24 protein-coding genes, 1 tRNA gene and 1 riboswitch are annotated in these 24,470 nt (G+C 75.0%); of the genes, 18 read left to right on the top strand and 7 right to left on the bottom strand.

Going from position 1 to position 24,470, the window contains the following annotated elements:
- Positions 1 to 23 precede the first annotated feature (23 nt).
- The 3 genes from ACIP37_RS03810 (at position 24) to ACIP37_RS03800 (ending at position 3,202) form a co-directional block, all read left to right on the top strand.
- Positions 24 to 1,313 carry a PrsW family intramembrane metalloprotease gene (locus ACIP37_RS03810; protein ID WP_400804550.1) on the top strand — a complete coding sequence of 430 codons (1,290 nt, stop codon included), beginning with the start codon at positions 24 to 26 and terminating at the stop codon, positions 1,311 to 1,313.
- Between the two features lie 50 nt (positions 1,314 to 1,363).
- Positions 1,364 to 1,437, top strand: a tRNA-Met gene (locus ACIP37_RS03805).
- 586 nt (positions 1,438 to 2,023) lie between these two features.
- Positions 2,024 to 3,202: a hypothetical protein gene (locus ACIP37_RS03800; protein ID WP_400804547.1), complete on the top strand. Its 1,179-nt coding sequence runs from the start codon at positions 2,024 to 2,026 to the stop codon at positions 3,200 to 3,202.
- On the opposite strand, the gene ACIP37_RS03795 is transcribed toward ACIP37_RS03800, so the two are convergent.
- From ACIP37_RS03795 to ACIP37_RS03780, 4 genes are all read right to left on the bottom strand, one after another.
- Positions 3,199 to 3,660, bottom strand: a complete 462-nt coding sequence (locus ACIP37_RS03795; RefSeq protein ID WP_400804544.1) for a GNAT family N-acetyltransferase — start codon at positions 3,658 to 3,660, stop codon at positions 3,199 to 3,201. The two genes, ACIP37_RS03800 and ACIP37_RS03795, sit on opposite strands and share 4 nt — an antisense overlap.
- Before the next feature lie 36 nt (positions 3,661 to 3,696).
- Complete coding sequence (locus tag ACIP37_RS03790) at positions 3,697 to 4,449, bottom strand: hypothetical protein (RefSeq protein WP_400804541.1); 753 nt, start codon at positions 4,447 to 4,449, stop codon at positions 3,697 to 3,699.
- A gap of 102 nt (positions 4,450 to 4,551) precedes the next feature.
- Positions 4,552 to 5,292 (bottom strand): sensor domain-containing protein, encoded by a 741-nt coding sequence (locus ACIP37_RS03785; RefSeq protein WP_363581335.1) that lies wholly within the window; start codon positions 5,290 to 5,292, stop codon positions 4,552 to 4,554.
- A gap of 178 nt (positions 5,293 to 5,470) precedes the next feature.
- Entirely contained in the window at positions 5,471 to 6,043 is a 573-nt protein-coding gene (locus ACIP37_RS03780) for a GNAT family N-acetyltransferase (protein WP_400804538.1), read from the bottom strand.
- 42 nt (positions 6,044 to 6,085) lie between these two features.
- Here ACIP37_RS03780 and ACIP37_RS03775 point away from each other — a divergent pair, with 42 nt between their 5' ends.
- Complete coding sequence (locus ACIP37_RS03775) at positions 6,086 to 7,048, top strand: hypothetical protein (RefSeq protein WP_400804535.1); 963 nt, start codon at positions 6,086 to 6,088, stop codon at positions 7,046 to 7,048.
- 113 nt (positions 7,049 to 7,161) lie between these two features.
- Here ACIP37_RS03775 and ACIP37_RS03770 read toward each other — a convergent pair whose 3' ends face one another.
- Positions 7,162 to 7,995 carry a M23 family metallopeptidase gene (locus ACIP37_RS03770; protein WP_400804532.1) on the bottom strand — a complete coding sequence of 278 codons (834 nt, stop codon included), beginning with the start codon at positions 7,993 to 7,995 and terminating at the stop codon, positions 7,162 to 7,164.
- A gap of 12 nt (positions 7,996 to 8,007) precedes the next feature.
- Positions 8,008 to 8,166, bottom strand: a riboswitch (cyclic di-AMP (ydaO/yuaA leader).
- 345 nt (positions 8,167 to 8,511) lie between these two features.
- Between ACIP37_RS03770 and ACIP37_RS03765 the strand changes: the two genes are divergently transcribed.
- The 11 genes from ACIP37_RS03765 (at position 8,512) to ACIP37_RS03715 (ending at position 19,363) form a co-directional block, all read left to right on the top strand.
- Positions 8,512 to 9,339 carry an alpha/beta fold hydrolase gene (locus ACIP37_RS03765; RefSeq protein ID WP_400804529.1) on the top strand — a complete coding sequence of 276 codons (828 nt, stop codon included), beginning with the start codon at positions 8,512 to 8,514 and terminating at the stop codon, positions 9,337 to 9,339.
- Positions 9,340 to 9,414: 75 nt separating this feature from the next.
- The gene (locus tag ACIP37_RS03760) at positions 9,415 to 9,984 is read left to right on the top strand and encodes a TetR-like C-terminal domain-containing protein (RefSeq protein ID WP_363581345.1); all 570 of its coding nucleotides are present in this window, start codon (positions 9,415 to 9,417) and stop codon (positions 9,982 to 9,984) included.
- A gap of 184 nt (positions 9,985 to 10,168) precedes the next feature.
- Entirely contained in the window at positions 10,169 to 11,335 is a 1,167-nt protein-coding gene (locus ACIP37_RS03755) for a PP2C family protein-serine/threonine phosphatase (RefSeq protein WP_400804525.1), read from the top strand.
- 82 nt (positions 11,336 to 11,417) lie between these two features.
- Positions 11,418 to 13,691 (top strand): SpoIIE family protein phosphatase, encoded by a 2,274-nt coding sequence (locus ACIP37_RS03750; protein WP_400804522.1) that lies wholly within the window; start codon positions 11,418 to 11,420, stop codon positions 13,689 to 13,691.
- A 233-nt stretch (positions 13,692 to 13,924) separates the two neighbouring features.
- Positions 13,925 to 15,193: a sensor histidine kinase gene (locus ACIP37_RS03745; RefSeq protein WP_400327519.1), complete on the top strand. Its 1,269-nt coding sequence runs from the start codon at positions 13,925 to 13,927 to the stop codon at positions 15,191 to 15,193.
- A complete protein-coding gene (locus ACIP37_RS03740) occupies positions 15,177 to 15,590 on the top strand; it encodes a roadblock/LC7 domain-containing protein (RefSeq protein ID WP_363581351.1) in 414 nt (137 codons plus the stop codon). The genes ACIP37_RS03745 and ACIP37_RS03740 overlap by 17 nt, the downstream gene beginning before the upstream one ends.
- Positions 15,587 to 15,934: a DUF742 domain-containing protein gene (locus ACIP37_RS03735; protein ID WP_350880532.1), complete on the top strand. Its 348-nt coding sequence runs from the start codon at positions 15,587 to 15,589 to the stop codon at positions 15,932 to 15,934. Before ACIP37_RS03740 ends, ACIP37_RS03735 begins: the two co-directional genes overlap by 4 nt.
- A complete protein-coding gene (locus ACIP37_RS03730) occupies positions 15,912 to 16,547 on the top strand; it encodes a GTP-binding protein (protein ID WP_400327462.1) in 636 nt (211 codons plus the stop codon). The genes ACIP37_RS03735 and ACIP37_RS03730 overlap by 23 nt, the downstream gene beginning before the upstream one ends.
- Positions 16,544 to 17,992 carry a cytochrome P450 gene (locus tag ACIP37_RS03725; RefSeq protein ID WP_363581353.1) on the top strand — a complete coding sequence of 483 codons (1,449 nt, stop codon included), beginning with the start codon at positions 16,544 to 16,546 and terminating at the stop codon, positions 17,990 to 17,992. The genes ACIP37_RS03730 and ACIP37_RS03725 overlap by 4 nt, the downstream gene beginning before the upstream one ends.
- Positions 17,956 to 19,062 carry a cytochrome P450 gene (locus ACIP37_RS03720; protein ID WP_363581355.1) on the top strand — a complete coding sequence of 369 codons (1,107 nt, stop codon included), beginning with the start codon at positions 17,956 to 17,958 and terminating at the stop codon, positions 19,060 to 19,062. The genes ACIP37_RS03725 and ACIP37_RS03720 overlap by 37 nt, the downstream gene beginning before the upstream one ends.
- 43 nt (positions 19,063 to 19,105) lie before the next feature.
- On the top strand, positions 19,106 to 19,363 hold the full coding sequence (locus ACIP37_RS03715) for a hypothetical protein (protein WP_400804517.1): 258 nt from the start codon (positions 19,106 to 19,108) through the stop codon (positions 19,361 to 19,363).
- 155 nt (positions 19,364 to 19,518) lie between these two features.
- On the opposite strand, the gene ACIP37_RS03710 is transcribed toward ACIP37_RS03715, so the two are convergent.
- Together ACIP37_RS03710 and ACIP37_RS03705 are read right to left on the bottom strand one after the other, a co-directional pair.
- Positions 19,519 to 20,343: an isocitrate lyase/phosphoenolpyruvate mutase family protein gene (locus ACIP37_RS03710; RefSeq protein WP_400804515.1), complete on the bottom strand. Its 825-nt coding sequence runs from the start codon at positions 20,341 to 20,343 to the stop codon at positions 19,519 to 19,521.
- A 20-nt stretch (positions 20,344 to 20,363) separates the two neighbouring features.
- Positions 20,364 to 20,849, bottom strand: a complete 486-nt coding sequence (locus ACIP37_RS03705) for a carboxymuconolactone decarboxylase family protein (protein WP_363621266.1) — start codon at positions 20,847 to 20,849, stop codon at positions 20,364 to 20,366.
- 242 nt (positions 20,850 to 21,091) lie between these two features.
- Between ACIP37_RS03705 and ACIP37_RS03700 the strand changes: the two genes are divergently transcribed.
- The 3 genes from ACIP37_RS03700 to ACIP37_RS03690 all read left to right on the top strand — a co-directional run bounded on the left by ACIP37_RS03700 (position 21,092) and on the right by ACIP37_RS03690 (position 24,449).
- A complete protein-coding gene (locus ACIP37_RS03700) occupies positions 21,092 to 21,904 on the top strand; it encodes an NRDE family protein (protein ID WP_400804511.1) in 813 nt (270 codons plus the stop codon).
- A gap of 145 nt (positions 21,905 to 22,049) precedes the next feature.
- Positions 22,050 to 22,970 (top strand): undecaprenyl-diphosphate phosphatase, encoded by a 921-nt coding sequence (locus tag ACIP37_RS03695; RefSeq protein WP_363581363.1) that lies wholly within the window; start codon positions 22,050 to 22,052, stop codon positions 22,968 to 22,970.
- A 51-nt stretch (positions 22,971 to 23,021) separates the two neighbouring features.
- Positions 23,022 to 24,449 carry a PLP-dependent aminotransferase family protein gene (locus tag ACIP37_RS03690; RefSeq protein ID WP_363581365.1) on the top strand — a complete coding sequence of 476 codons (1,428 nt, stop codon included), beginning with the start codon at positions 23,022 to 23,024 and terminating at the stop codon, positions 24,447 to 24,449.
- Positions 24,450 to 24,470 lie beyond the last annotated feature (21 nt).

The raw sequence follows: 24,470 nt of genomic DNA, 5'->3' as shown, positions 1-24,470 counted from the left end.
TGCGGTGGCCTACCCTGTGCCGCATGGGCAGCCCGGCCGGCGGCGGGTCCCGGGCCACCGTCCAGGCCGCCGCTGACGCACCGGAGACGGTCCCGCGCACCGGCGACACCCGGACCATCCCGGGGCCCCGGAGGCGCCGGGCCCACCGCCTCGCGCCCTGGGCCGGCGCCGCGTCACCGCCGCCGGCCGGAGCCGTCGCACCGCCCCGGCGCGGCCGCTCGGTGGCGGTCTCCTCCGTCACCGCCACCGCCGTACTGACCCTGGCCGGCTGCGGGGTGCTGATCCTGCACCTGGTCCAGCGGCAGACCGGCACCGTCGGGCTGCTGGTCGGCGTCGGCCTGGCGATGGTGCCGCTGCCGTTCGTGCTCGGCGCCCTGGCCTGGCTCAACCTGACCGCCCGGGTGCCGCTGCGGCACACCGTGTTCTGCCTCGCCTGGGGCGCCTGCGCGGCCACCACCGTCGCCATCGTGGCCAACAACTGGACCGCCAGCTACCTGACCTCGCACCAGGGACCGCTCGGCGAACTGCTGGGCGCCGGCATCGCCACCCCGCTGATCGAGGAGACCGCCAAGGCCACCGCCCTGCTGGTGCTGCTGCTGCCGCTCGGCCAGCGGCTGCGCTGCCACGGCCGCCGCACCGGCCGCCCCTGCGCGCCACTGCTGCACCGGCTGCCGGCCCCCCGGCTCCCCCGGACGTACGCCCGCCGCCCGGCCGGTCCGCACGCCCGGGGCCGGCTGCGGCTGCGCCCGTACCTGCGCCCGCTGCCGTACCTGCGCCCGGCCCCGCCCTCCGGCGGCGGCCCGCACCGCCGCTCCCGGCCCCGCACCCTGGCGGCCGGGGTGGTGCTCGGCGGGATGACCGCCTGCGGCTTCGCCTTCACCGAGAACGCCCTCTACCTGGGCCGGGCGTTCACCACCGACCAGCGGCAGCGGCTGGACAGCATCGGCCTCGGCGATCCGCCCAGCCTGCGCGACTTCGACGGCACCGTGCAGACCTTCGTGCTGCGCGCCCTGCTCTCCCCCTTCGCGCACCCGCTGTTCACCGCGCTCACCGGGATCGGCCTGGCCGTCGCCCTGACCACCGGGCGGCGCTGGCTGGCCCGGCTGGCCGCGCCGACCGGGCTGCTGCTGGCGATGGCGCTGCACGGCACCTGGAACGCCGCCGCCGACCTCGGCACGGACGGCTTCCTGGCGGTGTACGGGGCACTGATGGTGCCCTGCTTCGCCGCGCTGGTCTGCTTCGCGGCCTGGGCCAGGTCCCGGGCGTCCCGGCACGCCGCCCGGCGCGGCAGGCGCTCTGCCGGGGTGGTCTGAAGAACCGATTTCCCATCTCGGCGACTTCCCCGTATTGTTGTGTTCACCGACGCGGGGTGGAGCAGCTCGGTAGCTCGCTGGGCTCATAACCCAGAGGTCGCAGGTTCAAATCCTGTCCCCGCTACTCAGTAGCAACGAAGGGCCCGGAGGATTCGTCCTCCGGGCCCTTCGCGTTCCCCGGCACGGCGAAGGAACGTTCTGCCGCGAAGCCGCAACGGACCTGGGCCCCCGTCAGCGGAGACCGCCCGAACGACGGCCGCCGGGCGGGCCGCCCGCCGGGCCGCCGATAAATCCGTTGCCCTCCGGCCGGTGGGCTGCCTATCGTGGCGGCACACTGAAGGGAGGTGATCCTGAATTGAGTTCCATCAGGATGCGTGAGGTGGCTGCTCGCTAGAGCCGCCCCTGCCTGCGCGGGGTGAGGCCTGAGGCCTCCGGCAGGCGAAATCCATAGCAGTCACCCGGCCCGCAGGCCCACCGGTACATCCCCGGTGCCTCGGCGCCAGGCCAGTGCACGGGCCGGCGCGGAGGAGCAGCCTGCGGGCTGTCTGCGTTCTCCACCGCTCTCCGGTGTCTTCCGCCGCTCTTCGCCGTCACCCGCGCCCCGTCCGGGGCGCCCCCGCGTCGTACCCGGGTCGTTCCCGTGGTGGGGCCGCGGCGCTAGAGTCGGCGCGGGTTCCGGAGCGGAGCGGCGCAGGCACAGGGGGTAGGCGATGGCGAAGGCCCGGCGGCGGAGCGGCACGACGACCCTGCGGACGGCCCGGTGGGCCGCGACCGGGGTGCTGGCCGGGACGGGCCTGCTCGGGCTGCTGCTCTTCTCGCTCGGCCGGGAGCAGGCCTGGCAGGCGTTCGGCGGCGGGCTGGTGGTGGCCGGGGCCTCGACGGTGCTCGGCGGCGCGCTCGGCTTCCTGTTCGGGGTGCCCCGGGTACGCAGCGGCAGCGGCGAGCCGCAGGGCTCGTACGCCCCGAACACCAACCTGGAGCAGGTGTCCGACTGGCTGACCAAGGTGCTGCTGGGCGTCGGGCTGACCCAGCTCGGCTCGCTCGGCGAGCGGCTGCACCAGCTCGGCACCGCGCTGGCCCCCGCACTGGGCGGGGAGGACGCCGCGGTGCCGTTCGCGGCGGCACTGGTGCTGTACTTCGTGGTCTTCGGCTTCCTGGCCGGCTGGCTGGTGACCAGGCTCGCGCTGCCGCAGGTGCTGACCGACGCCGACCAGGCCCTGGACCTCTTCCTCGCCGGGCAGGACCGCGACCGGCGGGGCGACAAGGTGGGTGCCGACGACCTGCGGGTCCGGGCGATGCAGCAGCTCGGGCTGCTGGGGGGCAGCGCGGAGCAGTCGGCCGCGCTCGCCGCGCAGCTGCCGCCCGCCTCCTCGCCCTCGTCCGGGCCGGAGGGCGTGGTGGCCGAGGTCCGCTCGACGGCGCGGCGCTCGGCGCTGACCGCCGACCAGGTGCGGGCCCTGTACGCGGACGGCTCCGAGGGCCGCCGGATCCAGGCGCTCGCGCTGATGCAGGGCGACCCGTCGCTGGCCGACCTGCCGAGCCTGCTGGACGCGATCGAGCGTCCACGCTCCGGCTTCGAGCAGTACCACGCGCTGCTGGCCGCCCGGGGCCTGCTCTCCCGGCTGCCCGGCGCCGAGGCGCAGCGGCTGCGGGACGCGGTGGCCGGGCAGTTGGTGCTGCCGGAGGGGATCCCGTACGGGTCGGACCGCAGCTGGCTGGCGGAGAAGATACTGTCCCGGCTGGAGGCGACGGCCTTCGTCCCGACGCAGCCGGCCCGACCCGCCGAGCCTGACCACCCGGGACAGCCGGGACAGCCGGTCCCACCCGCTCAGCCCGCTCAGCCAGCTCGGCCCGTCCAGTCGGCTCCGTCGGCGGGCGACCCCAGCTAGCTGCCGAACTCCTTGACGGTGAAGCGCAGTTCGGGCTGCTCCCAGGGCGTCTTGACCTGCGGCGGGCGGGTGCCCGTGCGCTCGGCGCCCACCTGGAGGTAGAAGCCCTCGGCGGGCGGGTGGGACACCACCTTGACCGAGGCGATCCCGGCGGCCCGGGCGCGCTCCAGCATGTCCGCGATCAGCTTCCGCCCGATGCCGAGCCCCTGGGCCTCGTCGGCGACGAACATGAGGTCCAGTTCGGCCGGTTCGCGGATCAGGCCGTAGAAGCCGAGCAGCCGGTCGGTGGTCGGGTCCGAGGCCAGGAACACCTCGTGCCGGGCGATGTACTCGGGGGTGACCCGGTAGCCGTCGATCATCGCCGAGTAGTGGCCGCGGTAGGCGGTGGAGGCCTGTATCAGCTCGGTGAGCCGGTCGGCGTCGGCCGCCCCGGCACGCCTGACGGTCGTCTCGTTCATGCGGGCGAGTATAGGGGCGCTGACCAGGAGAGACCATTACTTTTCGGCAGCAGACCGGCGGCGGCGGTCGGCGGCCCGCAGGACCAGGACCCGGCGGGTGCGGCCGTCCGCGGCGCGGGGGAAGCGGCGGATCTCGCTGGCGACATGGCGCTCGCCGAGCGCGTACCGCAGCGGGTCGAGGTGGGCGCAGCGGAGGCCGTGGCCGTCGTGCAGCGGCTGGACGCGGACCTCGCCGTCCGGGGAGGTCACCCGGACGAGTTCCACCAGGGCGTCCAACTGCCTTTCGGGGCCGAACAGTTCGGGGTAGGCGAAGAGCAGGTAGCCGCTCAGGGTGAGCGCGAAGGCGCCGTCCGCGAACGGCAGTCGGGGCAGCGCGGCGGCCACGTACTGCTGCGGGTGCGCGGCCGAGTCGGCGGCGAACAGGCGGCGGGCGCGGTCCCAGCTGCGCAGGTAGCGGTCCGGTCGGCAGGAGCGCGGTGACGGGTACAGGTGCGGACGGGCGGCCATCGCGGTGGCCATCGACGCCCGGGCCGCCAGCGCGTGGGCCGCGACCTCGGGTGCGGGGAGCGCGTACGCCGGGTCGGCGGCGATCACCCGGCAGCCGAGCCGACGCGCCTCGGCGGCCAGGCCGGCCGCACCGCCCGGACAGTCCAGCACCGGGCCCGGCAGCGCGGCGAGCTGGGCCCGGGTGAGGTCGAACAGGTCGCAGTACTCGTCCAGCGGGCGGGAGGTGACCAGGATGTCCCGGCCCAGGGCGCCCGGGTCGGCGGGGGTGTGTGCGGCGGCCACCCGGCCATCCCAACACGGGCCGGCCCCACCCGCATCCGGAGCACGTCCGGGTGTGGGCGGGGCCGGGGAGGCGGGCGGGGCAGGCGGGGAGGGCCGCGGGGTTCAGCGGCCGAGCAGGCCCTGGGCGGCGGCCCGGTTCACGTTGGTCAGGCCGCGGACCAGCTGGGCGGTGAGGATGATGAGCAGCACCCCGACCAGCGAGAGGCCGGCGATCTGCCAGGCCCCCTCGATGTAGTAGACGTGCTGGACGTTGTCGCTGTCGTAGAAGTCGAAGATCCGGTACCCGCGCCAGGAGGTGAAGGCCGGAAAGACCCAGTGGTAGAGCGGGTACAGCGCCATCGCCCAGCCGAGCAGCAGGAACACCAGCGACAGGACGAAGCTGAGGACCGCCCACGGGAACATCACCACCTGGTAGAACGCGGCCTTCCACCCGGCCGGGTCCGCCAGCCGCGCGGTGATCGCCCCCCAGGTGCCCGGGCGGGTCTGGCGCACCGGCGCCGGGGCGGGCACGTCCAGGGCCAGCATGCCGCGCACCCGGGCCCGCTCCATCCGGCCCATGCCGCGGGCGACGGTGGTCAGGAGGGCGAGGACGGGTAGGCCGAGGACGGTGACGAAGGTGCCGATCCCCATGCAGAACAGCACGATCGAGACGGAGAAGCCGATGACCGACAGCGGCAGGCCGGTGAGCGTGTAGCCGATCTCGCGGTAGTAGTGCCCGGAGAACGGCGCCCGCCAGACGGCCGGCGGCTCCTCGGTCCGGTGGGCCCGAGCGGGACGCGGGTCGTCGCCGTAACCACCGAGGACGTCCCACTCGCGGTCCTGCGTGCTTCGGCTGATGCTCATGTCCCGGCCCCGGTCCCTCGTTCTCGACTGCTGATGGCATCAGTCTGGTCGAACGGCGGGCCGGGGAGGATCCGGAGGCCTGGCGGATCGGGGGTGGGGTTAACCCCCCGGGCCTGACCCGGCAGGCCTGCCCCCAGGTCCGCGTCGGACGTCCACGTCGGACGTCCACGCCGGGCCGTCAGCCGGTCGCGCCGCTCCACTCGTCGGCGAGCAGCGAGTACAGGTACGAGTCGGACCAGGCGCCACCCTTGTAGAGGTCGTGCCGGACCCGCCCCTCCAACTGGAACCCGAGCCGGAGGAGCACCTTGGCCGAGGCGCCGTTGTCCACGTCGACCCGGGCCGCCAGCCGGTGCACGCCGAGGGCCTCGAAGGAGAGCTCGCAGAGCAGGCCGGCGATCTCGCCCGCGTAGCCGCGGCCCCAGACGTCGCGGCCCAGCACGTAGCCGAGGTGGGCGGAGCGGTGCTTGCCGAGGGTGAGGGAGGCGTGGGCGATCGGCACGGCGTCCACCGGGTCCTCGGCGTCGTCGCGCCGGGTGACGGCCAGCCGGTAGGTGTCCCGTTCCGGCGCCATCGCCTCCTCCAGGTAGAGCTCGATCTGGTCGGCGCAGGTTTCACGGTCGCGCGGCTCGAAGGGGAGGTAGCGGGTGACCTCCGGGTCGCTGAACAGCCCGTACAGCGCGTCCACGTCGCCGGCGGTGTGGTGATACTCGCGGATGGCCAGCCGGGGGCCGGTGAGTCGTACGGGGACCATGGCAGCCGACCCTACCCCCGGCCAGCGGTTACCGTTCGAGCTATGAACGACGAAGACCTGCGGCTCGCCCCGCGCACCAGGGCCTCCGACCTGCTCGCCTGGGCGGCGGAAGAGGACCGCGCCCCGGTGGCCGAAGCGCCGCTGCGCGCGGTGCTGGCCCTGCTGGAGCTGGGCGAGGGCAGGATGCACGACGGCTGGCCCGAACTGACCTCGAACGCGGTGGAGCACCTGCTGTACGAGCGGCTCTACCTGTACGTCCAACCCGAACCGGAGGCGGACCCGCTGGCGTACGGCGCCGCCGTCCGGCTGCTGACCGACCACCAGCGGGCCGCCAAGCGGCTCAACGCCAAGCGCCAGGAGCGGCTGCACGCCGAGGCCGAGTGGCAGGGCGAGGTCGCGGCCGGGCTGCTGCGCCGCGCCGACCTGGTGACCTGGCCCCGGCTGTACGCGCTGCTGCTGCACGCGTACGGGGCGGACGTCGCGGATCCGGAGGCGGTGCGGGAGTGGCTGACCGGCTTCCGGGAGCTGGCGCAGGAGGAGCGGCTGGCCGTGTTCGCCGCACTGGCGCAGACCGGCTGGCTGGACGAGGTGGACGAGCAGGGCTGGAGCCCGACCCGGGTGATCTCGGTCGGCATGGCCACCGACGGCGCGCGCCGGCTGCTGGAGCAGGGCCTGATGCGGCGCAGCTACCGCAACCTGGCCGAGCTGACCGCGCTGGGCCGGCCGATGCCGGACGAACTGGCCGGGGACTTCGGGGCGTTCGAGGAGGCGGCGGTGGAGGCCGCGCTCGACCTGTACGGGGAGTGGACGGTGCCCGGGCTGCCGCGACTGCTGGTGGAGGAGTTCCCGGACCTCGCGCCGGAGCCGGGGCAGGAGGAGATCGACGCGTACCTGGCCGGGCTGGCGCAGGAGGAGTTCGACGCCCGCCTGGAGGGGCTGGCGGGGCCGGCGCAGGAGGAGTTCGACGCGCACCCGGCGGAGCCGGCAGACCCGGCGCAGGAGTGACGCGGCGAAGCCCCGGCCGCGGTGCCTTCTGGTTCCGGCGGCCGGGGCTTCGCGGGTGCGTCAGGGGTTGAGGCCGCGCTTCTGGTTCCGGCGGCCGGGGCTTCGCGGGTGCGTCAGGGGTTGAGGCCGCGCTGCTGGAACCAGGTCTCCGGGTCGACGGGGGCGCCGCCACCGGGGCGGACCTCCACGTGCAGGTGCGCGCCGGTGACGTTGCCGGTGGCGCCGACCTTGCCGATCTGCTGGCCGGAGCCGACCTTGCCGGAGCCCTTGATGATCGAGGAGAGGTGGCAGTACCAGATCTCGGTGCCGTCGGGCAGGGTCTCGACGATCCGGTAGCCGTACGAGCCGGACCAGCCGGCCGAGGTGATGGTGCCCTGGCCGACCGCGTAGACGGGGGTCCCGGTGTCCGCGGCGAAGTCCAGGCCGGTGTGCAGGTGGGCCCAGTAGCGGGCGCTCTGGCCGTAGTGGGCGGTGAGGTGGTAGTCGCGCACCGGCAGGGTGAGGGCGGCGGCCTTGGCCCGCTCGGCCTCCTCGGCGGCCCGCTTGGCCTCGGCCTCCTTCGCGGCGGCCTTGGCCTCCGCCTCCTTCGCGGCCTGGACGCGGGCGTCCTCCTCGGCGGCGGTGCGCTGGCTGTCGGCCTGCAGCTGGATGCGGGCGGCGAGCGCGAGGCCGGGGTCGGCGGAGAGGGCGACCGGGGTCTCGTCCGGGGTCTCGATGGCGGGGGCGGCGGCCGGGGTGGCGGAGGCGAAGCCGGTGGCGCCCAGGGTGGCGGCGACGGCGGTGACGCCGAGCAGCGGGGAGGCCCCACGGACCTGACGCGGCATCCGGTGCCGGTTGGTCTCGGCCTCCGGGCCCGCGTACTCGGGGCCGTCCGGGCCGGGGTGGTCGAGGAGCCGGGTACCTGCTGCGAGGCCGGCCGGGTGTGCCGGAGTGTGCGTCGACGCCACGGAGGCGCGCTCCTTTCCTTCCTTCGCGCCTACCGGGTTAGCTGACGGGTTCGGAGCAGGAAGGTCTCCTACGGCCGGGCCGGAGCCCCGCCGATTCACCCCAAGGAACGTGGTTCCCCGGCTCCCTGACCTGCCCGGAGGCCGGTCGGCGGGATTAGGCGACGGCGCACGGTGCCGTCTGGGTACGGCGTTGACGACCGCGCTGCGTTATCAAACGTTAATCCTAGGAGGCCCTGATTCCAAGCCGTTCGCCCGGGACGACCGGAGACAGGCGGGGCACTCCGGGGCACGACGGGCGTTTTGTTCCCCTTGGACACCCCTGCACCCCCTTGAGCACCGTTGACGCCACCTCACGTGATCGGACGTCAACGAACGACCCTTCATCCGCGCACCCCCCGCCGGCCTCCCCCGCTCCGCAGGGCGCGAGGGCTTGACGGCTAAGGCTATTAGCCTTAGCTTTATGGCTATCGGCGGCAGCACCGAAGCCCCGCACCGGCAACCCTCCGGAGGCCCACCATGAACGCCACCAGCGCCCCCACCACCCAGTACCTCGACGTCACCGGCGGCCGCCTCGCCTACGACGACACCCGACAGGGCGACGGCGCCCCCGTCGTGCTGCTCCCCGGAATGCTCGACACCCGCGCCGCCTACCGGCACCTCCGCCCGCTGCTGGCCGCCGCCGGCCGCCGGGTCATCACCATGGACCTGCGCGGCTTCGGGGAATCCTCGATCATCTGGGACGACTACTCCCCCGCCGCCATCGCCACCGACGTCCTCGCCCTGCTCGACCACCTCGGCATCGACCGCGCCGTCCTGGTCGGCAACTCCTACACCGGCGCGACGGTCGTCAAGGCCGCCGGCGACGCCCCCGAGCGGGTCGCCGGCATCGCCCTGATCGACGCCTTCATCGAGAACCCCCCGCCCGGCGCCCTCATGCGCGGCGCCCTCCGCGTCATGGGCTTCCTGACCGTCCACTCGCCCGCCTTCTGGGGCCTCTACCACCGCAAGCTGGCCTACCCGGGCGCCAAGCCCGCCGACTTCGACCCGTACGTGGCCGGACTCGTCGCCGCCATGCGCACCCCCGGCCGCAAGACCGCCACCCGCGGACACGTCAGCGGGGACTCCGCGCCCGTCGGCTGGACCGCGGCCGTGCGCTGCCCCTCGCTCGTCATCATGGGCAGCAAGGACCCCGACTTCCCCGAGCCGGAAGCCGTCGCCGACCGGCAGGCCATCGCGCTCAACGCGCGGAAGGTCATGATCGACGGATCCGGGCACTACCCGATGGCCGACAACCCGCAGGCCACCGCCGACGCCCTGCTGCCCTTCCTCGCCGAACTCGCCTGAGCCCCGCCCGCCCACGTCAGCCCCGCCACGCCACGCCACGCCACGTACGCCTTCCACCGACGGAGAGCCCACACCATGCCCCGAGTAGGACTCACCCCCGAGCAGGTCGTCGACCACGCCATCGCCCTCATCGACGAGCAGGGCGCCGACGCCCTCACCCTGGCCGCCGTCGCCGCCCGGGCCGGGGTCGCCACCCCGTCGCTGTACAAGCACGTCAGCGGCGGCCTCGCCGAACTGCGGCGGCTCATCGCCGTCCGGGTCACCGAGGAACTCGCCGACCGGCTCGCCGAGGCCGCCGTCGGCCGCAGCGGCGACGACGCCGTCGACACCGTCCTGCGCGCCTACCACGCGTACGCCACCGAGTACCCGCACCGCTACAACGCCCTCCCGCAGGCCCCGCAGCCGGACGACGACCTCACCCGCGCGGCCGGACGGCTCGTCGGGGTGATCATCGCCGTCCTGCGGGAGTACGGCCTCGACGGCGCGGAGGCGATCCACGCCGCCCGCACCGTCCGCTCCGTCGCCCACGGCTTCGCCTCCCTCTCCATCGGCGGCGGCTTCCAGCTCGCCGAAGACCTGGCCACCACCCAGAGCCGCCTCATCACCCTCCTCACCACCGGGCTCCGCACCTGGCCCACCCCCTGAGACGCCGACCACCGCACCGGCCGCGGCACGACCCACCCGGTCTCCCACGACGACGGAACGGCCGGCGCACCGGGTGAGGCGTGCGCGAGAAGTCGGACCCGCCGACTTCCCGTGCGGCGGGCAGGCAGCGGGCCTGGGGGTGGTAGGGCCGGACGGGTTAGTGTGGCCGGGCTGACTGGTGGTCATGACAGGGACCGCCGACCCCTTGGCGGAGGTCCACGTGCCCGCACCGATAGCGAGGGCGCGGCGGTGGTACCTGCGGCTGCTGGACGGGAACGCCCGGGCCGCGCGGTACGCGCTGGGGGTGCTGCTCGGGGTGACCGCGGTGCTGAGCGTGCTGCCGATCGTGCTGCCGTACAGCTGGCCGCCGTCGGCGCTGGTGCTGCCGCTGGTGGTCGGCGGGCTGCTGTTGCGACGCGGGCAGCTGCTGGTGCTGGTGTGCGCGGCGCTGGCCGGCGGGGTGCTGGGGGCGGTGGTGCGGGATCCGCTCGGGGTGCGGATCGGGGTGACGCTGGTACTGGCCGCGACCGCGGTGACGGTGCTGGCCGCGAACCGGTTCCGGCACCGGCTGGGTCTGCGCGGGACCCAGGGCGATTCGATGCTGCTGGAGCTGGCCGAGCACACCCGGACGCTGGCCCGGCTTCCGGAGCGGCTGCTCGACTGGCACTTCGACAGTGCGCTGGCGCCGGCCGGCGACACCTCGTTCTCGGGTGACTTCCTGCTGTGCGCACACCGCCCCGAGGAGGATCTGCTGGAGCTGCTGCTGGTGGACGTGTCGGGCAAGGGCAGCCGGGCGGCGGCCCGCTCGACGCACCTGTCGGGCGCGTTCGCGATGCTGCTGGGGCGGGTGCCGCCGGAGGCGTTCCTGCCGGCGGCCAACGACCACCTGGTGCGGATGGGCTGGGAGGACGACTTCGCGACGGCGGTGCACCTCGCGCTGCGCCCGGCGACGGGCGACTACCTGCTGTTCAACGCAGGCCATCCGGCGCCCGCGCAGTTCCGCCGGGCGGACGGCGGCGGCTGGGCGCGGTCGGGGCACGGCGGCCCGGCGCTGGGGCTGGTGTCGGGCGCGCTGTATCCGGCGGTGTCGGGGCGGCTGCGGCGGGGCGATTCGCTGCTGCTGTTCAGTGACGGCCTGGTGGAGGTGCCGGGTCGGGATCTGGACGAGGGGGTGGGTCGGCTGCTGGCGGCGGCCGAGCCCGTGGTGCGGCCGTGGCGGACGCAGCAGCAGCTCACCCGGGGTGCGGCGGAGCGGCTGGTCCGGACGGTGGCACGGGACGCGGCGGACGACCGGACGCTGGTGCTGGTGCGCCGTCTGGGTCACCATTCACCCGCTTCAGCACCCGCTTGAGAAATAAGGTATTAAGAATTAAGTGCCCGTTCGGGCACCCAGAGGGCACCCACCCCCCGAGAGCGGAAAGGCCGGGTATCCGATGGACCTGAGCTCTCCGTGGGTTCCCCCCTCCGAGGACGAGAGCCGGACGCCGCGCAGCAGTCCCACCGCCCGCAGCCCCATGCGCTGCGTGCGCTTACTGCTCGGCTGCACCAGCGCCACCGAACTGCTCGGCACCGTCCTCGCCGAGGGGCCGGGGTGGATCACCGGCGAGGGTTCCGCGCTCTACCTGCTGGATTCCGCCGGGATGCTCCGACTGACCGCCTCGCACGGGCTGCCGGACTGGGCCCACGAGCGCTACAGCACCGTCGATCCGGCCAGTGACCTCCCCGCCGCGATGGCCCTGCGGTTACGCCGCCCCTACCTGCTCAGTCCCGAGCACACCAGCGTCGACTACCCGAACAAGAACGTCGGCATGGGCACCGGCATGGTCGCCGTGATCGCCCTGCCGATGGTCGTCGACGAGCGGCCGGTCGGCGTCCTCGCCCTCGCGCTGGCCCACCGGGGCACCGTCCCCCGCCGCGACCTGGACGTCCTGGAGACCATCGGCGAGGCCTGCGCCCACCGGCTGTCCCACCTGCTCGACCACGCGGACGCCCGGATACCCCAGGATCCGGCCGGGGCACCGCCGGACGGGGCCGGGAGCCTCCCCGCCGGGCTGGCCCACCCGATGCTGTCGCTCGCCGTCCGGGCGGCCGGGCACGGTGCCTTCGAGCGCGATCTGGTCACCGGCGAGAGCTACTGGGACGCCGCGGCGTTCCGGGTCACCGGCCAGCCCGCCACCGCCGACGGCTCCGCTCCGGAGCTGGACCGGATCGTCCACCCGGAGGACCTGCCGGACGTGCAGGCCGCGCTCGCCGAGTCGCTCACCACCGGCGGGTGGTACCGGATCGGGTACCGGGTGCTGCGCGGGGGCGGCAAGGTGGCGCGGATCGAGGAGACCGGCGAGGTGATGCTGGACGTCCACGGCCGGCCGGTCCGGGTCGCCGGGCTGCTGTCCGACCGGGACCAGGGCCGGGCCCAGGGCCAGGACCGGGACCAGCGCCGGGAACACCCCCGGGAGCAGGCCGAGGAGCAGGCCACCCCAGGCGGGGCCCGGACGGCACTGCTGCTCGCGCTCACCCGGTCGCTGTCGCGGGCGGTGACCGTCCGGGACGTCACCACCGCCGTCACCGACGTCGCCCGCCCGGCGTTCGGCGCCGCCAGCATCGTCCTGGATCTGGTGGACGAGGGCCGGCTGCTGCCCGTCTCGCACACCGTGTACGGCGGGCCGAGGCGCACCGAGCTGACCCGGCTGGCGGACCTCTCCGAGAACGTGATGCAGCACGCGCTGACCCGCTCGGCCCCGCTGTTCAGCGAGCCCGACGCGGGCCGGGGCCGGCACGGCCCGCTCACCCCGGCCTCCTGGGCGGTACTGCCGCTGGTCGCCTCCGGGCGGCAGGTGGGCTCCTGCCTGATCACGTTCTCCGCCGAGCGGGCGTTCGGCCGGGAGGACCGCACCCTGTACTCGGCCTTCGCCGGGATCCTGGCGCAGTCCCTGGAGCGGGCCCGGCTGTACGACACCCACCACCACCGCGCCACCGAGCTGCAGCGCGCGATGCTGCCGCGCACCCTGCCCCGGCTGCCCGGGATCGCCAGCGCCGCCCGCTACCTGCCGAGCACCGAGGGCATGCAGATCGGCGGCGACTGGTACGACCTGCTGAGGCTGCCGGACGGCCGGATCGGGCTGGTGATCGGCGACGTCCAGGGCCACAACGCGGAGGCGACGGCGGTGATGGGCCAGCTGCGCAGCGGCCTGCGGGCGTACGCGACGGACGGGCACGATCCGGCCGCCACGCTGGCCCGGACCAGCCGGCTGCTGACCGAGCTGGACACCGACCTGTTCGCGACCTGCCTCTTCCTGGCCCTGGACCCGGCCGACGGCGCGCTGACCGCGGCCCGGGCCGGGCATCCCGCGCCGGTGCGGATCGCGGACGCCGGGGCCGTCGAGCTCGACCTGCCGGGCGGGCCGCCGCTGGGCGTGGACCCGGGGCAGCCGTACCCGCTGACGGCCGGTCGGCTGGCGGTCGGCGAGACGCTGCTGGTGTACACCGACGGGCTGGTCGAGGACCGCGAGGAGGACTACGACGAGTCGGTGCAGCGGATGCTCGGCGGGCTGGAGCTGTGGGCCCGGCAGACCGGCCCGACCCGGGCCGGCGCGGCGCCCGCGCTGGAGCGGCTGGCCGACCTGCTCACGCTGAACGTGACCGAGCGGCGGTCCCGGCCGGACGACGTGGCGCTGTTGCTCCTGCACCGGACGTCGCCCCTTCCGTAACACCGTGCGCACGTTCCCCACACATCCCAGGACGTGACTCGGCCATCTCCCGCCCGGCCCGGACGACGCGCCGCAGGCGCCCCACCGGGGACGAACCTCCTCGGGCCGCCCGGATCGCGTTCGAACGGCGCCGGTTTGACGCCGTATTGACTGGATATTGACGAGATCTGGTCACTTGGCGAGATCCGTTCACACCTTCGTAGGATCATCACCCTAGAATTCGCGGCGTGACGATGACTCAGTGGTGCGCAACGGCAACCGGCGTACTCGCCGCCCTCGCCCTCGTGGCCACCGCCCGGTACCGCGCCGTGTCCGTCACCCAGCGCCGCCGCGCCGACCGGCTGCGGCGCGACCTCGCCCGGCTCCAGGAGCAGCTCGGCGCCGAACTCTCCCGCCGCGGCGCCGACCTGGCCGCCGTCCAGCAGGAGCAGGAACTCACCGCCTCCACCCAGCGGGCCTTCCTCAGCGTCGCCCGCCGCATCCTCGTCATGGCCCACGACCAGCAGGCCCTGCTCGACGAGATGGAACGCACCCACGACGACCCGGCGCTGCTGGAGGGCCTGCTCAAGGCCGACCACGCCGCCGCCCAACAGGCCAGGCTGGCCCAGACCCTGGCCGTGCTGTGCGGCGCGCGGGCCGGCCGCCACTGGCCCGAGCCGGTCTCGCTGGAGGACGTCGTGCGCGGCGCCCAGTCCCGCATCCTGCCGTTCCAGCGGGTGGTGGTCCGCAGCCGGATCGAGACCGCGGTGGTCGGCGCCGCCGCCGAGGCGCTGATCCACGCCGTCGCCGAGCTGCTGGACAACGCCACCCGCTACTCCCCGCCCAGCACCCAGGTGTTCGTCACCCTGATGCCGGTGCACAACGGAGCCGTCATCGAGATCGACGACGGTGGCGTCGGCATGCCGGAACAGGCCGTCGCCAAGGCCGCCGCCGCCCTCGCCGGCGGCACCAGCCTGGAGGTCTCCCGGCTCGGCGAGGTGCCGCAACTGGGCCTCGCCGCGGTCGGCCGGCTGGCCGAGCAGTACGGCTTCCGGGTCACCCTCAGCTCGGCGCCCTCGCCGTACGGCGGCGTCCGCGTCGTCGTGATGCTGCCGAACGCCCTGCTCACCGAACCGCTGCCGCCCACCGTCCCCGGCCTCGGACCGGACGACCGGGCGTTCAGCACCGACCTCCGGCCGACCGGACACCCCGCCGGACACCCCCTGGTGGAGACCCCGCCGGCCGGCCGACCCCCCGCGGCCGCCGACACCCCGCCGCCGCTGCCCCGCCGGAGCCACCGACGCGACCGCGCCGCCCGCCCCGCCCAGCACGCCTCTCCCGCGCCGCCGCCCGCCCCGCCGTACCGCTCGGCCCGGGACGCGCAGGCGTTCATGGCGATGTTCCAGGCCGGCACCGCCAGCGGCCGATCGGCCGCCCGGGCCCAGGCCCAGCCCGACCCTTCCCTGCCCGCTTCCCCCCGACTTCCCCAGCGCTCCGGAGAGTTCCATGACCACCACCCCTGATCTCGGCTGGATGCTCGCCGACATCGTCAACGTCCCGCAGGTCCAGCACGCCGTCGTCGTCTCCAACGACGGCCTGGAGATCGGCCGCAGCGCGAACATCGCGCGCGAGGACGCCGAACGGCTCGCCGCCGCCTGCTCCGGACTCCAGTCGCTGGCCCGCGGCGTCGCGACCGGGTTCGGCGGACCGGGCAGCGCCACCCGCCAGATCATCATCGAGTACGGCGGCGGCTACCTGTTCATCGTCGCCGCCGGGGTCGGCGCGCACCTGGCCGTGGTGACCAGCGACGCCGTGGACGCCGGCCTGGTCGCCTACCAGATGCAGGTCCTGGTCGAACGGATCGGCAGCCACCTCACCAGCCCGCCGCGGGTCGACCACGCGGCGGGGGGACACCGGTGAGCGGGCCGGTCCGGCCCTACGTCATCACCGGTGGCCGCAGCCGGTCCACCCGGGCCGAGCTGGCCATCGAGAGCCTGGTCAGCGCGTTACCCGAGCCGCCGGAGCTCCCCGACCACGCCCTGCTCAACCGCGAGCACCGGCGCATCCTCGCGCTCTGCCACAGCCTGCTGTCGATCGCCGAGGTGGCGGCCCACCTGGGGCTGCCGCTCGGCGTCGTCAAGGTGCTGGTCGGCGACCTCTGGGACCTCGGCGCCGTCCAGGTCCTCCCGCCCGTCCCGCAGGCCGAACGCCTGCCCGCAACCCTTCTGGAAGAGGTGCTCGTTGGCCTCCGCCAACTCCGCTGAAGCCCCCGGGGCCACCGCCGACCTGCCCGCCGAGCCGCGGTACCTGCCGTCCTCGGTCCAGGGCGCGGTGAAGATCCTGGTCACCGGCCCGTTCGGGGTCGGCAAGACCACGCTGGTCGGCTCGCTCAGCGAGATCACTCCGCTGCGCACCGAGGAGACGATGACCGCCGCCAGCAGCGGCATCGACGACCTCACCGGGCGCGGCGACAAGACCACCACCACGGTCGCACTCGACTTCGGCCGGATCACGCTCAACCCGCGGCTCGCGCTGTACCTGTTCGGCACGCCCGGGCAGCGGCGGTTCTGGCCGCTCTGGGACGACCTGTCACGCGGCGCGCTCGGCGCCATCGCCATGGTCGACCTGCGCCGCCCGGACGAGAGCTTCGACGTGCTCGGCCGCCTGGAGGAGCAGCGCATCCCGTTCGCCGTGGCGGTCAACACCTTCTCGGACACGCCGAGTTACCCCGAGGAGGAGCTGCGCTCCGCCCTCGACCTGCTGCCGGAGGTACCGATCCTGCACTGCGACGCCCGCGACCGGCGGCAGTCCTACGACCTGCTGATCGACTTCGTCGACCACCTGCACCGCAGCTCGATCCTGGAGCTCCAGGGATGACCGCGCCCGAACCCGGCACCGCCTCCCCCGGCTGCCCGGTCCCGCACGGCGGCAGCCTGCCCACCGGCATCCCGCTGACCCCGCTGTACGGCCACGCCGTCGCCGAGGACCCGCACGGCCTGTACGCCCGGCTGCGCCAGCGCTACGGCCCGGTGGCGCCGATCGAGCTGGAGCCCGGGGTCGAGGCCTGGCTCGTCCTCGGCTACGCCGAACTGCTCGAACTCACCCGCAACGAGGCACTGTTCTCCAAGGACTCGCGCCGCTGGCGGGTGCCCGCCGAGGGCCGGCTGTCCCCCGACTCCCGGCTGCTGCCGATGACCTCCTGGCGGCCCACCCTGCTCAACCTGGACGGCGCCGAGCACCAGCGGCTGCGCTCCGCCGTGTCGGACACCCTCTCCCAGATCGACCACCGCCAGCTGCGCGAGACCACCGAGGCCTGCGCCAACGACCTCATCGACAGCTGGGGCCCGGACGGCACCGCCGACCTGATCGCCCAGTACGCCCGCCCGCTGCCGCTGCTGGTCTTCACCCAGCTGGTCGGCCTGCCCCGCGAGGCCGGGCCCCACCTGGTCGAGCTGATCAGCCACTTCGTGGACAGCGGCCCCAAGTCGGTGCGCGCCAACGCCGAGTTCCAGGCGATCCTGGTCGACCTGGTCCGGCGGCGCCGCACCGCCCCCAGCGCCGACCTCACCTCCTGGCTGCTCGCCCACCCGGCCGCGCTCACCGACGAGGAGGCCGTGCACCACCTGGTGGTGATGCTGGTCGCGGGCAACGAGACCAGCATCAACTGGACCGGCAACACGCTGCGGCTGCTGCTCACCGACCGCCGGTTCCGGGCCACCCTCACCGGCGGGCGGCTCACCGTCTCCGACGCGCTGGAGGAGGTGCTCTGGCGCGACCCGCCGACGCAGAACTTCCCCGGCCGCTGGGCCACCGGCGACACCGTCCTCGGCGGCCAGTACATCAGCGCCGGCGACATGCTCGTCCTCGGCCTGGCCGCGGCCAACGCCGACCCGGCCGCCCAGGGCGTCGCCTCCGCCGCCCAGGGCTCGCTCGGCGGCAACCGGGCCCACCTCGCCTGGGGCGCCGGACGGCACGTCTGCCCGGCCCAGCACCCGGCCCGGATCATCGTCGAGACCGCCGTCGAGACCCTGCTGCACCGCCTGCCCGATCTCCAACTCGCCGTGCCGTCCGGCGACCTGGGATGGCGCCCGTCCCCGTGGTCACGGGCCCTGCTCGGCCTGCCGGTGCTGTACAGCGCCTTCACCCCGCCCCGCCCGCCAGCCCCCGAGAGGCCCGCATGGACACCGCCGTCGACCCCCGACCCGAGCCCGTCAGACTCGACCCCTTCGGACGCGACCAGCACCAGGAGAACGCCCGCCTCCGGGCGGCCGGCCCCGCGGTCCTGGTGGAGCTCCCTGGCGGGGTGGTGGTCTGGGCGATAACCCACCACGACACCCTCCAGGCGCTGCTCGCCGACCACCGGGTGGGCAAGAACGCCCAGCTGTGGACGACCTTCCGGGAGGGCCGGCTGCCCCAGGGCTGGCCACTGCTCAACTTCGTCACCGTGCCCGGCATGGTCACCGCCGACGGCGACGACCACCGACGGCTGCGCGGCCTGGTCAGCCAGGCCTTCACCCCGCGCCGAATAGCCGACCTGGCGCCCGCGATCGAGGCCCGCACCGTCTCGCTGCTCGACCGGGTCGCCGAGCTGGACGGCGCGTTCGACCTGCGCGAGCACTTCGCCTACCCGCTGCCGATGCAGGTGATCGGCGAACTGCTCGGACTGGCGCTGGACGAGCAGGACAGGCTGCACGAGCTCTCCGACACCCTGGTCTCCAGCTCGGCCACCCCGGCGGCGGCCGCCGCCGCGCAGCAGGCCCTGTACGCGCTGCTGGGCTCCGTGGTGGCGGCCAAGCGGGCCGCGCCCGGCGACGACCTCACCACCGACCTGATCGCCGCCCGCGAGGCCGGGGACCGGCTCAGCGAGGCCGAGCTGGTCGGCACCCTGCTGCTGATGCTGGTCGCCGGGCACGAGACCACGCTCAACCTGATCACCAACGCCGTCCGGGCCCTGCTCGCCCACCCCGACCAGCTGCGGCTGGTGCTCTCCGGCGAGCAGCCGTGGTCGGCGGTCATCGAGGAGACGCTGCGCTACGACTCGCCGGTCGGCCAGTTCCCGCTGCGCTACGCGACCGAGGACATCGAGGTCGGTGACGTGGTGATCCGGCGCGGCGAGGCGCTGCTCGCCTCCTACGCGGCGGCCGGCCGCGACGCCGGGCACCACCCGGACGCCGACCGCTTCGACGTCACCCGCCGGCCCAACCGGCACCTGTCGCTCGGCCACGGCCCGCACTTCTGCCTCGGTTCCGGGCTGGCCCGGCTGGAGGCCGAGACCGCGCTGCGGCACCTGTTCGAGCGGTTCCCCGGGCTGGCCCTCGCCGAGGGCGACGCGCCGGAGCCGATCGGCTCCTTCATCAGCAACAGCGTGCGAACCCTGCGGGTGACGGTCTGAGCCGTCCGGTTACCTGAAGGCGGCCCGGGTCGTTCGGCAGTGCATGAAGAAACTCGCCACCCTGGCCGCCCTCACCATGGCGGGCCTCGCGCTCGCCGCCCCGGCGGCGTCCGCCACCACCCAGACCGCGAGCTCCCCGGACGCCACCGGGGGCCTCACCGACGGTCTCAACCTCTCCCCGGCCGACCTCGCCATCCACGCCGCCGGCCGGCTGCCGGTGGTCGGCCACGCCGCCCAGGAGGTGGAGGCCGTCGGCACCAACCAGATGACCCACCCGGGGCTCAGCGGTCAGATCGGCTGACCCGGATCGGCTGACCACGCCCACCGGGCACCGCCCCGGTTGCCGCCGCCCCCCGTCGGCGGCAGCCGGGGCTTCGCCGTACCCGGGCCCGCCCGGCGCCGTCCAGCCCGCGCCGCCGGGCCCGCTCAGCGCTGGACGGACCGCGAGAAGCCCGCTCAGAAGAGGCCGTTCAGCTCCTGGTAGGTCAGCCCGCCCTCCAGGGCGGTGTAGGTGCCGCTCGCGTACACCTCCGCGGCGGCCCGGCGCACCGCCGCGTACGCCACCTCGGCCAGCCCGGGGCCGAGGCTGACCCGGGCCACGCCCAGCTTCGCCAGCTCCGGGACGGACGGCGCGCCCGGCCCCGCCAGCACGTTCAGCGGCACCGGGACGGCCGCGGCCAGCGCGGCGATCGTCTCCCGGTCCGCGACACCGGGCACGAACACGCCGTCCGCGCCCGCCTCGACGTAGGCCCGCAGCCGGCGCACCGCGTCGTCCAGCCGGCCCTCCGGCGCGCCGATCCCGTGCAGGAACACGTCGGTGCGCGCGTTGACGAAGGCGGGCACGCCCGCCGCGTCCGCCGCCGCCCGGGCCGCCGCGATCCGCTCGGCGGCCTCGGCCGCCGGCCGGCCCTCGTCCTCCAGGTTGACGCCGACCGCGCCGGTGGCCAGCAGCGCGGCGACGGACTCGCCGACGCCGGCGGCGGTCCGCGCGAAGCCGCTCTCCAGGTCGGCGGTGACCGGCAGGTCCACCGCGCGGACCACCTGCGCCGTCCGTACGAGGACCTGTTCGAGGTCGGCGCCGCCGCCGTCCCGGCTGCCGAGCGACCAGGAGACGCTCGCACTGGCCGTCGCCACCGCCCGCGCTCCGGCGGCGGCGACCAGACGGGCGCTCGCCGCGTCCCACACGTTGGCGAGCACCAGCGGCTCGCCCGGCCGGTGCAGCTCCCGGAGCAGCCGGGCCTTCTCCTGCTGGACGTCCACCATGTCCGCCATATCCGTCATGTCCGCCATGTTCCCGGGCCTCACTTGGCGGCCGGGCTGAGCCGGGAGGCCACCCCGATCCGGTTCCAGGCGTTGATGGTGACGATCAGCGCGATCAACTGGGCCAGCTCGGTCTCGTCGAACCGGGCGGCGGCCTCGGCGTAGACCGCGTCCGGGACGTGTCCCTGGGTCAGCAGGGTGATCGACTCGGTGAGGGCCAGCGCGGCCCGCTCCCGGGCGGTGAACCAGGGGGTCTCGCGCCAGGCCGGGAGGGAGAGCAGCCGGTGGTCCTGCTCGCCGCCCTTCAGGGCGTCGGTGCTGTGCATGTCGATGCAGAAGGCGCAGCCGTTGATCATCGAGGCGTGCACCTTGACCAGCTCGGCGAGCGTGTGGTCGATGCCCTTCCGGGCAGCGCGGTCCACCGCGATCATGGCCTGGTAGAAGTCGGGGGCCAGGCTGTGCAGCGCGAGGCGCTGGGCGGGGGCCGGGACGGGCGCTTCGGTCGGCTGGTGCTCGTTCGTCGTCATGACCGCCAGCCTAGGGACCTGGTGGACCCGTTTCCTGGTGCATTCGAACCACAGAATCCTGGGCCACTTCGCGTGCGCCCGGCCGTGGGGCGAGTGTGGCACGGCGGCGGCCGAAAGGGGAGGGCCCGGGGGAACCTCCGGGCGCGGACGCGCACTCCCGGCGCGCGAACGGGAGTGCGAGGATCGACCGCGGGGGCGCCACCACGCGTGCCCCCGCCGGGCGAGGTCAGGGGGCCGCGATCGTGTGTACGGCGTTCGTCAGCATCGAACCGGGGGCGGCCGTGCCGGTGCTGCTCCTCTCCGTCCGGGACGAGTACCTCGGGCGCGACTGGCTGCCGCCGGACCACCACTGGCCGGACCGGCCGGCCCTGGTCGGCGGACTCGACCTCGCCGCCGGCGGCACCTGGCTGGCCGTCGACCCCGGGCGGCGGACCGCCGCCTGCCTACTGAACGGCTTCGGGCCGCTCGCCCCCACCGACACCCGGCTCTCCCGTGGCGAACTGCCGCTCACCGCCGTCCGGGACGGCGGGATCGGCCACCTCGACCTCGCCCCGTACGACCCGTTCCACCTCGTCCTGGTCCGGCCCGACGGCGCCCGGGTCGCCAGCTGGGGCGGCGGCCGGCTGGAGGAGCGCGAACTGCCGGTCGGCCTCAGCGTGGTGCTCAACGACGGGCTGGAGGGCACGGCCGCCAACCGGACCGCCTCCGAGCGGATCCGCGCGCTGATGGCCGCCCGCGCCGACCGCTTCCGGGTCCGCCTCGCCGCCGCGCCCCGGCCGGAGCCGACCGGCGACGGGCCCGCCGAACGGGCCTGGGGCGACTGGCTGCCGATCGTCGCGGGCGACGGCCTGCCGCTGGACGACGACGCGGCGCTGATCCAGCGGCGGGACTTCGGCGACGGGCGGATCTGGGGGTCCTCCTCGATCTCGCTGCTCGCGCTCGGGCCGGACGGGCCGCGCTACGACTTCGCCCCCGCGCCGGTGCCCGCCGGCGGCGGGGCGTGGCGGCGGGTGCCGCTCGGCGGAGGCGGGTCGGCGGCGCGGTCCGGCGACTGACCGGCGTGACCGGCGGCTGACCGGCGGCGGTGGCGCCCAGACGTCCGCTCGATGAACTTCTGGCGGCGGGGCTGCCGGGCGTCTACATGCCCGTAGTAGCTTCGCGGGGCTCCCCCGGATCCAGACCCCCGAGCGAAGGTGCGCGATGTCCACCCTGACCTACCCGGAAGCGATAGGCGTCGGCCTGCTGCAGGGTGTGACGGAACTCTTCCCGGTCTCCAGCCTGGGCCACAGCATCCTGCTCCCCGCCCTGATCGGCGGGAAGATCCAGCGGGACCTCGACATGACCGCCGAGGGCTCCTCCTACCTCGCCGTCCTGGTCGGCCTGCACCTGGCCACCGCGTTCGCGCTGGTGGTGTTCTTCCGCAAGGACTGGGTCCGGGTGATCGGCGGCTTCTTCAGCTCGATCCGCCGCCGCCGGGTCGAGAGCCGGGACGAGAAGCTCGCCTGGCTGCTGATCATCTCCACCATCCCGGTCGGGGTGGCGGGCCTCGCCCTGGAGAAGGCGCTGCGCAACGCGCTCGGCAAGCCCGTCCCGGCCGCCGTCTTCCTGGCCCTCAACGGGCTGGTGCTGCTCGGTGCCGAACGGCTCAAGCGCGGCGGCACCGGCCGCCGGCGGGCCGGGCACGCCGCCCCGCCCACCGAGGAACCGGGCCTCGACCCGGCGATCGCCTCAGACCACCGCCTCGCCCGGCTCGGCTTCGTCCAGGGCGCCTGGATCGGCGCCGCCCAGATCCTCGCGCTCTTCCCCGGTATCAGCCGCTCCGGTGTCACCATGAGCGCCGGCATCCTGCGCGGCCTGCACCACGAGGACGCCGCCCGCTTCTCCTTCCTGCTCGCGACCCCGGTCATCCTGGCCGCCTCCGTGCTGAAGGTGCCGGAGCTGTTCAAGCCGGAGAACTCCGCCGTCCTCGGCCCGGTCGTCGCCGGCAGCATCGCCGCCTTCGTCGCCGGCTACGTCTCGGTGCGCTTCCTCACCAAGTACTTCGAGACCCGCAGCCTGACGCCGTTCGCGCTCTACTGCTTCCTCGCCGGCGTCGGCAGCGCGGTCTACCTGTCGGTCTGATCCGCCACCGACTCGCGGTCGAGGATGCCGGGCCGCGCGATAATCGGGCCCGTGAGCAGCTCCTGGACCTCCTTCGGCGGCGACTTGCACCTGGACCTCACCGAGCGGCGCGCCGCCGGGGCCGGGCTGCGGGCCGCTCTGGAGGACGCGCTGCGCGAGGCCGTCCAGGACGGGCGGCTCGTGCCCGGCACCCGGCTGCCGTCCTCGCGGGCCCTCGGCGAGGACCTCGGGATCGCCCGGAACACCGTGGTCGAGGCGTACGGGCAGCTCACCGCGGAGGGCTGGCTCACCTCCCGGCAGGGCTCCGGCACCACCGTCGCCCGGCGGGCCGCGCCCGGCCGGAGCCGGCGGGTGGCCCGGCCCGCGGCGGGGCGGCGGGCCGTCCGGCACGACCTGATGGCCGGGCGGCCCGACCTCTCGCTCTTCCCCCGCACCGCCTGGCTCGCCGCCGCCCGCCGGGCCCTCGCCACCGCGCCGCACGAGGCCTTCGGCTACGGCAGCCCGTTCGGCCGGATCGAGCTGCGACGGGCGCTCACCGACTACCTGGCGCGGGTCCGCGGCGTCCGCACCGACCCCGACCACCTGCTGATCTGCACCGGTGTCTCCCAGGGCCTGGGCCTGCTCTGCGCCGCCCTGCGGGAGCGCGGGGACCGCGCCCTCGCGGTCGAGGAGTACGGGCTGCCGCCGCAGCACGCCGTCGCCCGGGCGGCGGGGCTGGCCACCGTCCCGGTGCCGCTGGACGGGGCGGGCGCCCGGGTCGAGCGGCTGGACGGCCGGTGCGGGGCCGTCCTGCTCACCCCCGCGCACCAGTTCCCCACCGGTGCGCCGCTGGCCGCCGACCGGCGGGCCGCCGCGGTGCGCTGGGCGCGCGAGCGGGACGGGTACGTCGTCGAGGACGACTACGACGGCGAGTTCCGCTACGACCGGCAGCCGGTCGGCGCGATGCAGGCGCTCGACCCGGAGCGGGTGGTGTACGCCGGGACGGCCGCCAAGAGCCTCGCGCCGGGCCTGCGGCTGGCCTGGCTGGCCCTGCCCGACGCGCTGGTCGAGCCGGTGGCCCGGTTGAAGACGCTGGCCGACACGATGTCCCCGGTGCTCGACCAGCTGACCCTCGCCGAGCTGATCACCTCCGGGACGTACGACCGGCACGTCCGCCGCTGCCGGCTGCACTACCGGCGCCGGCGGGACCGGCTGGTCGCCGCGCTCGCCGAGCACGCCCCGCGCGTGCGGGTCACCGGGATCGCCGCCGGGCTGCACGCCGTTCTCCAACTGCCGCCCGGTTCCGCGTCCGAGGCTGAGCTGCTGGCCCGGGCCGAGGCCGCCGGCCTGGCCCTCGAAGGGCTGTCCTGGCACCTCGCCGACCGGTCGGCCGCCGCCCCGGACGCCGCTCCCGCTCTGGTGATCGGCTACGCGTCCCCGCCCGAGCACGCCTTCCCGGCCGCGCTGGACGCCCTCTGCGAACTGCTGCGCGAGCGGTGAGGGCCGCGACCACCCCGGTGA

This window comes from Kitasatospora sp. NPDC088861 (assembly GCF_044750105.1).
Taxonomy (GTDB): domain Bacteria; phylum Actinomycetota; class Actinomycetes; order Streptomycetales; family Streptomycetaceae; genus Kitasatospora.
The sequence above is the reverse complement of the archived record's forward strand: the minus strand, read 5'-3'. Positions and strand labels throughout refer to the sequence as shown.